The following is an 8,125-nucleotide window of genomic DNA, read 5'->3' as shown; positions in this document are numbered from 1 at the left end:
CGCGCGGGGCGATGCCGGCGCGGGCCAGCGCTCGCTCGTAGCCGGCGAGGCGGTCACCGCTGCCGGCATGATTGGGGTGACCCTTGATGAAGCCGATGCGGCGGTGGCCGAGATTGATCAGATGGCTGGTCATGTCGTCGGCGGCGAGCGCGTCGTCCATGAACACCGAGCTGGTCAGGGCATGGTTGCGGCCGGGCGAGATGCGAACGAACGGCACGTCCATCGCTTCGAGCGCGTCGAGTACCGGCTGGCAGTCGGTGACGGGGGAGGACAGGATGACGCCGTCGACATGGGTTTCGCGGACCAAACCGCGCACCGCCGCACCGACGTCGGGATCGGCGACATCGACCGGTTGCGAGAGCAGGCGCAGGCCGCCCTCGTGGCAGCGTTGCCAGCAGCCGTGCTGGATGCGGTTCATGTAATAGGGGCTGTGATTGTCGTAGATCAGCGCGATCTGGCTCGACTTGGTGCCGGCGAGGATGCGCGCGGCAACCGACGGCGTGAAATCGAGCGCGGTCATCGCGCTCTCGACCTTCAGCCGGGTCGCGGCGCCGACATATTGGTGATTGTTGAGCACGCGGCTGACGGTCTTGACCGAGACGCCGGCCCTAGCGGCGACGTCGCGAATATTCGACCGGTCGCTCATGCGGTCAGGCTTTCGAACAGGGCGGCGAAGGCGCTGCCGATACGGGTGAAGACGGGTGGTTGGCCGATCGGAGTGGGGACGATGTGGGTGCCGGCGGGGTAGGTGTCGCCGGTCCACAGATGGCGCCACTCGCCGCTGGTCAGTACGACCGACCGCCCGGTCGCATGTTCTTCAATCACGGGGGCGACGATCATGTCGGGACCGTAAGCATATTGATCCTCGATCGCGAACAGCGCGGGGTCGGGGTCGAGCAGGAACAGCGGGCGCTGGAGTGGCAGGCCGGTGGCGGCCGCCTCGTCGCGAAGGCTGCGGACGTAGGGCGCGAGGGCGGCGTGGAGGCGGCTGAAGCGGGCGAAGTGGGCGAGCAGGCGGGGGTTGGAATCGATCTGGAGATTGTCGTCGGGGCGGTTGCCCTCGTGGCTGCGCATGACCGGCGTGAAGGCGCCAAGCTCGATCCAGCGGAGCAGCAATTCCTCGCTACGGATGTTGCCGAGGATGCTGGTGTAGCCGCCGACGTCGCTGTGGCTGACGGCATTGCCAATGAGACCGGCCGAGATCGCGGCGGTAATGACCGTGCCGATGCCGTCGTGGCGAGTGAAATCGACCGACTGGTCGCCGGCCCACAGCAAGGGGCAATGGCCCTGCACGCCACTGAACCCGGCGCGCATGAAGAAAATGGCTTCGTCGGCCTTGCCGCGCGCGGCGATGGCGCGGGCGTTGACCTGGGCCCACAATAGCGGCCAGCGATTGTGCGCGAGCATCGCGTCGCTGCCGTCGGCGAGGCGGACGTCGGTCGGAAGATATTCGCCGAAGTCCGCCATCCATCCGGCGATATCCAAGTCGAGCAGCTCGCGCCCGAGGATGCGGTCGGCGAACCAGTCGCACGCGCCCGGGCTGGTGAAGTCGACGACGGCCGCGTCGAACTCGCCGAAATCGACATGATAGGGGGCGTCGCTGTCGAGGCGCAGCGCGAGATGGCCGGCAGCCAGCGCCTCCTCGTAGAGCGAGCCATCGACTGCGAGATAGGGGTTGGCGTAGGCGAGGAAGCGGATCCCTCGATCGCGGAGCGCGGCGATGCGCGCGGGCAGCGCGGGGTAGCGGGCGGGGTGCCATTTCCAATCCCAGAACAGACGGCGACCGAAGCTTGTCTCGCGCACGCCGCACCAATCCTCGCACCACAGGCCGCCGACCGCAGCCCCGGCGGCGAGGATGGTGTCGAGCCGGTCGAAGCTGGCCGCACCGTCCTTGAGGCCGACGATCGCGCCCTCGAGCACCCAGTCGGGGAGAGGGGCAGGGCGTCCGAAATGATCGGACAGGCGGGTGACGAGCGCGGGCAGGGTGGCGGCGGTGAAGATGGCGAGGCTCGCCCTGCCCTCCCACAGCTCGACGACGTGCGCGGCTGAATCGCTGAAATCGAGGACCGAGTAAGCGGTGGATTCGAGGTGGATGGCGAGGCCGCGCGAGGTGAGGAAGGTCGGCTGGGGATAGTTGGTGGTCCAGTAATCGCCGCCGGCCATGGCGAGTTCGTCGAGCTGACGGGTGAGCGCGGTCGTCTTGTCGCGGCCGACGCCGGGCTCGCTCGTCCACATCGGGAAGCGGCGGCCATTGAGCATGAGATAGCTCATCTGCTCGCCCCCGCCCCAGACGGCTTCGCCGGGTTCGGCGTGCAGGCGGAGGGTCAGGCGGTCGTAAGCGGGATCGAGCGCGCGGAGGTGGATGCGGTCGGCGCCGTCATCGTCGGTGACCGTCAGTTCGGCAACGGCCGGACCCTGTCTGCTGCTCGCGAATTCCCAGTGATTGGCGGCGACGGACCGGCACCAGCCAGGGCTGAGCGCATCGAACGGCGTATCGGACATGGCAAAATTGCCGCGCATCATGGTGACGCTCGCTGCGCCCTTGGCCAGGGTCAGGGCCGGGCAGCCGGGGCGATGGTCGAGCAAGGTGTGGCCGCCGAGTGACAGCCGCAGTGTACCATCGCTCCCGCTCGCGCAAATCACCCTGAGCCTCTCCCATTTGTCGTATGACACCGCTTGACAGAAACCGTCACGGGCATCAAGCATCGACGATCAAGAGCCGTCCCGGACGGCCTGAAGTCATTGAAAGGGCGACCCGCGAAGAGGTTGCCGACACTAGGGGAGCACTCGCGATGAACAAGATTCTGCTCAACGGCACGGCCATCGGCCTGGCGATGATCGCGGCAACGCCCGCGCTGGCGCAGGCCGCCGCCCCGGCCGCCAGCGATGCGGTGGCTCCTCCGGCTGCGGCGACCGAGGCTCAGGCCCCGGCAGAGATCGTGGTGACCGCGCAGAAGCGCTCCGAGCGTTTGCAGAATATCCCGCTGGCGGTGTCGGTCGTCAGCGGTGCGGCGCTATCCGCTGCGGGCAAGCCGAGCGTCGAAAGCGCGGCGCAGCTGGTGCCCGCGCTCAACTTCCTGAAGTCGGGAACGACGCTCAACCAGACGATCTTTCTGCGCGGCGTCGGCACGGCCAGCTTCTCGATCGCCGGCGAGCCGTCGGTGTCGACGGTCGTCGACGGAGTGGTCTATGCGCGTTCGGGCGAGGCGTTCAGCGACCTCATCGACATCGACCGGCTCGAAGTGCTGCGCGGGCCGCAGGGGACGCTGTTCGGCAAGAATGCCAGCGCGGGCGTAATCAACATCACCACGCAAATGCCCAAGCATGTGTTCGGCGGCAGCGTCGAGGCGAGCTATTTCTCCAAGAGCGAATATCGCACGCGGGCGTCGCTCAACGTACCGCTGGGTACGGACCTGGCGGCGCGACTGACCGGTTTCTACGGCCAGTATGACGGCAACATCTTCAACGTCGCGGTCGGTCACAAGGTCAACGGCTACAAGCATTATGGCGGCCGCGTGCAGCTGCTGTTCAACCCGTCGGACCGACTGAAACTCTATGCCACCGCCGACTATCACAAGAACAACGACGATTGTTGCGCCGACATCATCGCTACCGGGCCACTGAACAGTGCCGGACGTGCTCAAACAAGCCTGTCGACCCAGGCGCTGCCGACGCCGCTCGGCGATGATACGCGGCGGATCAATCAGAACCTCGTCACGTCGACCAAGGAAAAGGGCTGGGGCGTTTCGCTCCAGGGCGATGTCGGCATCGGCAGCCATACGCTGACCAGCATCACCGCCTATCGCAAGTGGGACAATACCGAGATCCGCGACGGCGACTGGCTCGACCGCGCCTATGTCGGTTTCCAGCAGCTGCACGACAATGGGCCGCAGCGGACGCATACCTTCACGCAGGAAGTGCGCCTGACGTCGCCCGCCGATCAGTTCCTGTCCTATGTGCTGGGGGCGTATTATTCGGACGCTTTTTCCGAGCGGGTGTTCACGCGCAGCGACATCGTCTGCACCGCGCGCGCCGGGGCGCCGGCAGGCGTACTGATCCCGTGCGGCAGCGCCTTCGCCAACCCGTCGACCTTCCCGAACGGGACCGCCGATTTCGGATCGACGTTCAAGAATCTGGCGCTGTTCGGGCAGGCGACATTGCACTTCACGCCCAGCTTCCGCTTCATCGGCGGATTGCGTTACAGCCACGACAAGCTCGACGTGTTCCACAAGCGCGTGTCGCCGCTGACCGGACCGGGGATCCAGCCCAATTTCGATCAGGGTGTGTACGATCGCTATTTCGCGATTGCCGCGACGGGTGTCACGCCGACGGCGGCGCAGGTCGCGCCTTTCTCCAACGGCGTTCCGTTCCGCACGGGGGCGAAGAGCAACAATCTGTCGGGCAAGGCGGCGCTGCAGTATAATTTCTCGCCCAATGCGATTGGCTATGCGAGCTACACCCGCGGCTACAAGGGTCCGGCATTCAACATCTTCTACAATTTGACGTCAACCGGCACCAACGTGATCGCGCCCGAAACGTCGAACGCCTATGAGATCGGGCTGAAGAACACGCTGTTCGGCGGCACGATGACGCTCAACATCGACGCCTTCTACGCCCGATATTCCAACTTCCAGGCGAACAATCCCGACGTCGTCGCCGGCGTTGTCGTGACGCGCTTCACCAATGCTGGCACGGTGTCGACGCGCGGGATCGAGGCCGACGTCAACTGGCGGCCACGGGATGTTCGCGGGCTGACGATCAGCGGCGGGCTGGCTTATACCGATGCTCATGTCGACAATTTCCGCCAGGCACCGGGCGCGGCGGTAACGGCAATCATCCCGAAGGGAACCCCGCTCGGCTATGCGCCCAAGTGGAAGGGGTCGATGTCGATCGACTATCGCGTGCGGATGAACGGGCCGGTCGATCTGTTCCTCGGCGCACAGGGCAACGTGCAAAGCGCCCAGCTATCGTTGTTTTCGGCGGACGCGGTACAGCGGCGGCTGGGCACGATCAACAGCTATGAGCTGGTCAATTTGTCGGCCGGGATCGGCGACAAGGCCGACCATTATCGGCTGACGTTCCAGGTCCGCAATCTGCTCGACCAGAGCTATGCGGCGGCGATCGTCAACGGCGGGCCGGGCGGCGCCTATCGCTACCAGATCCCGCGCGATGCCAGCCGCTATTATGGCGTGACGGTGCGTGCCGGTTTCTAGACGAGACTATCCAAGCTCCCCTGAGGCGGTCCGGCTCCCCTTGCCGGGCCGCCTTATTTTTCGCCGTCGAGGGTCAGGTGCGGCTGGAGGAGGTGGATCCAGCCGAGGGCGACGAGGTAGGCCGAGCCGCACACCAGGAACAATGGTGCGTAGCCATGGCCGTGGTCGAGCGACCAGCCGGCGAACTCGATAATGCCGGTGCCGGTGAGGTTGCCGGCAACCGCCCCGAACGCGATGACGGTCGCGATGCGGCCGGCGGGGACGATGTCGGTCGCCATGCCGAAGATGTTGGTCGAAAAGCCCTGATGCGCGAACAGCCCGGCGCCGATCAGCAGCGCCGCCGTCCACGGGCTGTGCACGGTCAGCGCAAGCGGCATCAGCAGCACGACCAGCGCAAAGAACAGCATCGATCCCTTGCGCGCCGCATTGATCGACAGGCCGCGCGACAGAAGGATCGGGAACAGTCCGCCGCTGGTCAGCGCACCGAGCGCGGCAAGCGTGAAGATGATCGCGATCGGGCCGCCGAGGCTGGCCTGGCTCATGCCGAACTGGCGGTTGAAGAAGTCGGGCATCCAGAACAGCACGAACCACCAGACGAGGTCGCTGAACGCCTTGGCGCCGATCACTGCCCAGCTGCGGCGATCGGCGAGCAGGGCGCGCAGGTCGACCTTGGCGCGCTGCTCGCCGACGGGAGCGGCGATGATCGGATCGATCGAGCGCGTGCCGACTACCCAGAAGATCAGCCAGACGAAACCGAGCGATCCGGTGACGACGAACGAGGCGCGCCAGCCGAACGCGACGGCGAACGGCGGGATCAGCAGCGGGGTCAGGATCGCGCCGATATTGGGCGCGGTGTTGACGATGCCGATGCCGAGCGAGCGCGCGCGCAGGGGCAGGTACATCGCCGCTGCCTTGACCGCCGCCGGGGTGTTGACCGATTCGGCGGAGGCCAGCGCAATCCGGGCGAGGACGAATTGCTGGACGGTGGCGGCCAAGGCGTGGGCCATGCCGGCCATGCTCCACAGCAGGACGGCCACGCCATAAGCCACGCGGACGCCGAAACGATCGACGATCCAGCCGACGAACAGCAAGGTGCCGGCGGCGGCGAGCTGGAACGAGGAACCGAGGTGGGCGAACTGCTGGTCGGTCCAGTGGAATTCTTGCTGCAGCGTCGGCTTTAGCAGCGCAAGCACCTGGCGATCGACATAATTAAGCGCGGTGGCGAAGAAGATCAGCGCGACCAGCATGACCTGCCCCCGAGTGAGGCTTGACGCGTCGGCCGGTGGGGCGTCCACGGATTCGTGATGGATCATGATCTCGCCTCTCACCGGGGATGCCGCCTTGATTTTGGCGGCTGCCTGTCGGTAAGGCTATGACACCGATGGACAGACGGCAAGGGCCATCGTTGGAGAGGTGATGGCCGAGCAAGGCGCAGCGGAGACGGATCGGCCGTTCGACATCGCCGTCATCGGTGGCGGGGTCAACGGCTGCGGCATCGCGCGCGACGCGGCGGGCCGTGGCGCGCGGGTGCTGCTGCTGGAAAAGGGCGATCTTGCCAGCGGCACTTCGTCGGCGTCGACCAAGCTGATCCACGGCGGGCTGCGCTATCTCGAACATTATGAATTCGGGCTGGTGCGCGAGGCGCTGACCGAGCGCGAGACCTTGTGGCGGATGGCGCCGCACATTATTCATCCGCTGCGCTTCGTCCTGCCGCACCGCCAGGGGCTGAGGCCGCGCTGGCTGCTGCGGGCGGGATTGTTTCTCTACGATCATCTCGGGGGCCGCAAATTGCTGCCGCCCACGCGGTCGATCGACTTGCGCCGCCATGTCGCCGGAAAACCGCTGAAAGCGGGGTTCGGGGCTGGGTGGGAATATAGCGATGGCTGGGTCGATGATGCGCGGCTGGTGGTCCTCAACGCGCGCGACGCAGCCGACCGTGGAGCCGAGGTGCGGACACGGACGCGGCTGGTGAAAGCAACGCGCGATGGTGGACAGTGGCAGCTGGAAACCGAGCGGGTGGACGGCAGCCAGGAGCGCTTCTGTGCCCGCGCGCTGGTCAACGCCGCCGGGCCGGGAGTGCTCGACGTGCTGGCCGAAACCCCGGTGCGAAGCGGGCACGACATCCGACTGGTGCGCGGGTCGCACATCGTCGTGCCACGGCTGTTCGACCATGAATATGCCTATTTCTTCCAGCTGCCCGACGGACGGATCTTCTTCGCCATTCCCTATGAGCGTGACTTCACCCTGATCGGGACGACCGACCGCGATCATCGCGGCGGGCTCGACCGGGTCGAGCCGAGCGACGAGGAAGTCGAGTATCTGTGCGCCGGCACGAATGACTATTTCGCGGCGCAGATTACGCCCGCCGACGTGGTGTGGCACTTCGCCGGGGTGCGGCCGCTGGTCGACACCGGCGATGGGCGGCCCGAGGCGGCAAGCCGGGGCTATTCGTTCGAGCTGGACTCGGGCGAGGGCGCGACACCGTTGCTGTCGGTGTTCGGCGGCAAGATCACCACCTATCGCCGGCTGGCGGAGGAAGCGGTCGACCGGTTGGTGCCGTTCGGGCTGGGGCTGGACAAGGCGCAGTGGACGGCGGGATCGACCCTGCCCGGAGGCGATTTCGCGGTGACCGGGCGCGGGGCGCTGGCCGCGGGCCTGCGGGCGAAGCACCCGTTTCTCGACCTGACCGAGAGCGAACGGATTGCCGCCGCATACGGTACGCTTGCTTTTCGCTGGCTGGCCGACGCGCAAGTGCGGGCCGATCTTGGTCAGGATTTTGGTGGCGGCCTGTCGGCGGCGGAAGTCGATTATGCGATGGAACGTGAATGGGCATCGACCGCCGATGACATGCTATGGCGGCGGACCAAGCTGGGGCTGAGGATCGACCCGGCGGGGCGCGCGGCGCTCGAGCG

At 66.4% G+C, this 8,125-nt stretch carries 5 protein-coding genes; 2 read left to right on the top strand and 3 right to left on the bottom strand.

Features of this window, described 5'->3' with window-relative positions; all coding sequences use genetic code 11:
- Both RMN84_RS03595 and RMN84_RS03590 read right to left on the bottom strand, forming a co-directional pair.
- Nucleotides 1-646: LacI family DNA-binding transcriptional regulator (locus RMN84_RS03595; RefSeq protein WP_309610838.1), on the bottom strand; the 646-nt coding region annotated here is incomplete at its 3' end.
- Nucleotides 643-2,706 (bottom strand): alpha-glucosidase, encoded by a 2,064-nt coding sequence (locus tag RMN84_RS03590; protein WP_405051429.1) that lies wholly within the window; start codon nucleotides 2,704-2,706, stop codon nucleotides 643-645. The genes RMN84_RS03595 and RMN84_RS03590, both read right to left, overlap by 4 nt.
- Nucleotides 2,707-2,792: 86 nt before the next feature.
- Here RMN84_RS03590 and RMN84_RS03585 point away from each other — a divergent pair, with 86 nt between their 5' ends.
- A complete protein-coding gene (locus RMN84_RS03585; RefSeq protein ID WP_309610836.1) occupies nucleotides 2,793-5,213 on the top strand; it encodes a TonB-dependent receptor in 2,421 nt (806 codons plus the stop codon).
- A 53-nt stretch (nucleotides 5,214-5,266) separates the two neighbouring features.
- On the opposite strand, the gene RMN84_RS03580 is transcribed toward RMN84_RS03585, so the two are convergent.
- Nucleotides 5,267-6,526, bottom strand: coding sequence for an MFS transporter (locus RMN84_RS03580; protein ID WP_309610835.1), 1,260 nt, complete (start codon nucleotides 6,524-6,526; stop codon nucleotides 5,267-5,269).
- A gap of 103 nt (nucleotides 6,527-6,629) precedes the next feature.
- On the opposite strand from RMN84_RS03580, the gene glpD reads away from it, so the two are divergent.
- A partial coding sequence (gene glpD, locus RMN84_RS03575) for a glycerol-3-phosphate dehydrogenase (RefSeq protein WP_309610834.1) occupies nucleotides 6,630-8,125 on the top strand: 1,496 nt, incomplete at its 3' end.

The organism is Sphingomonas sp. (assembly GCF_031380695.1).
GTDB lineage: Bacteria > Pseudomonadota > Alphaproteobacteria > Sphingomonadales > Sphingomonadaceae > Sphingomicrobium.
The sequence above is the reverse complement of the archived record's forward strand: the minus strand, read 5'-3'. Positions and strand labels throughout refer to the sequence as shown.

Bases quoted from the DNA above. Each gene is read 5' to 3' on its own strand.
- RMN84_RS03580 (WP_309610835.1), bottom strand. From the start codon at position 6,526: ATGATCCATCACGAATCCGTGGACGCCCCACCGGCCGACGCGTCAAGC.
- RMN84_RS03590 (WP_405051429.1), bottom strand. From the start codon at position 2,706: ATGCTTGATGCCCGTGACGGTTTCTGTCAAGCGGTGTCATACGACAAA.
- RMN84_RS03585 (WP_309610836.1), top strand. From the start codon at position 2,793: ATGAACAAGATTCTGCTCAACGGCACGGCCATCGGCCTGGCGATGATC.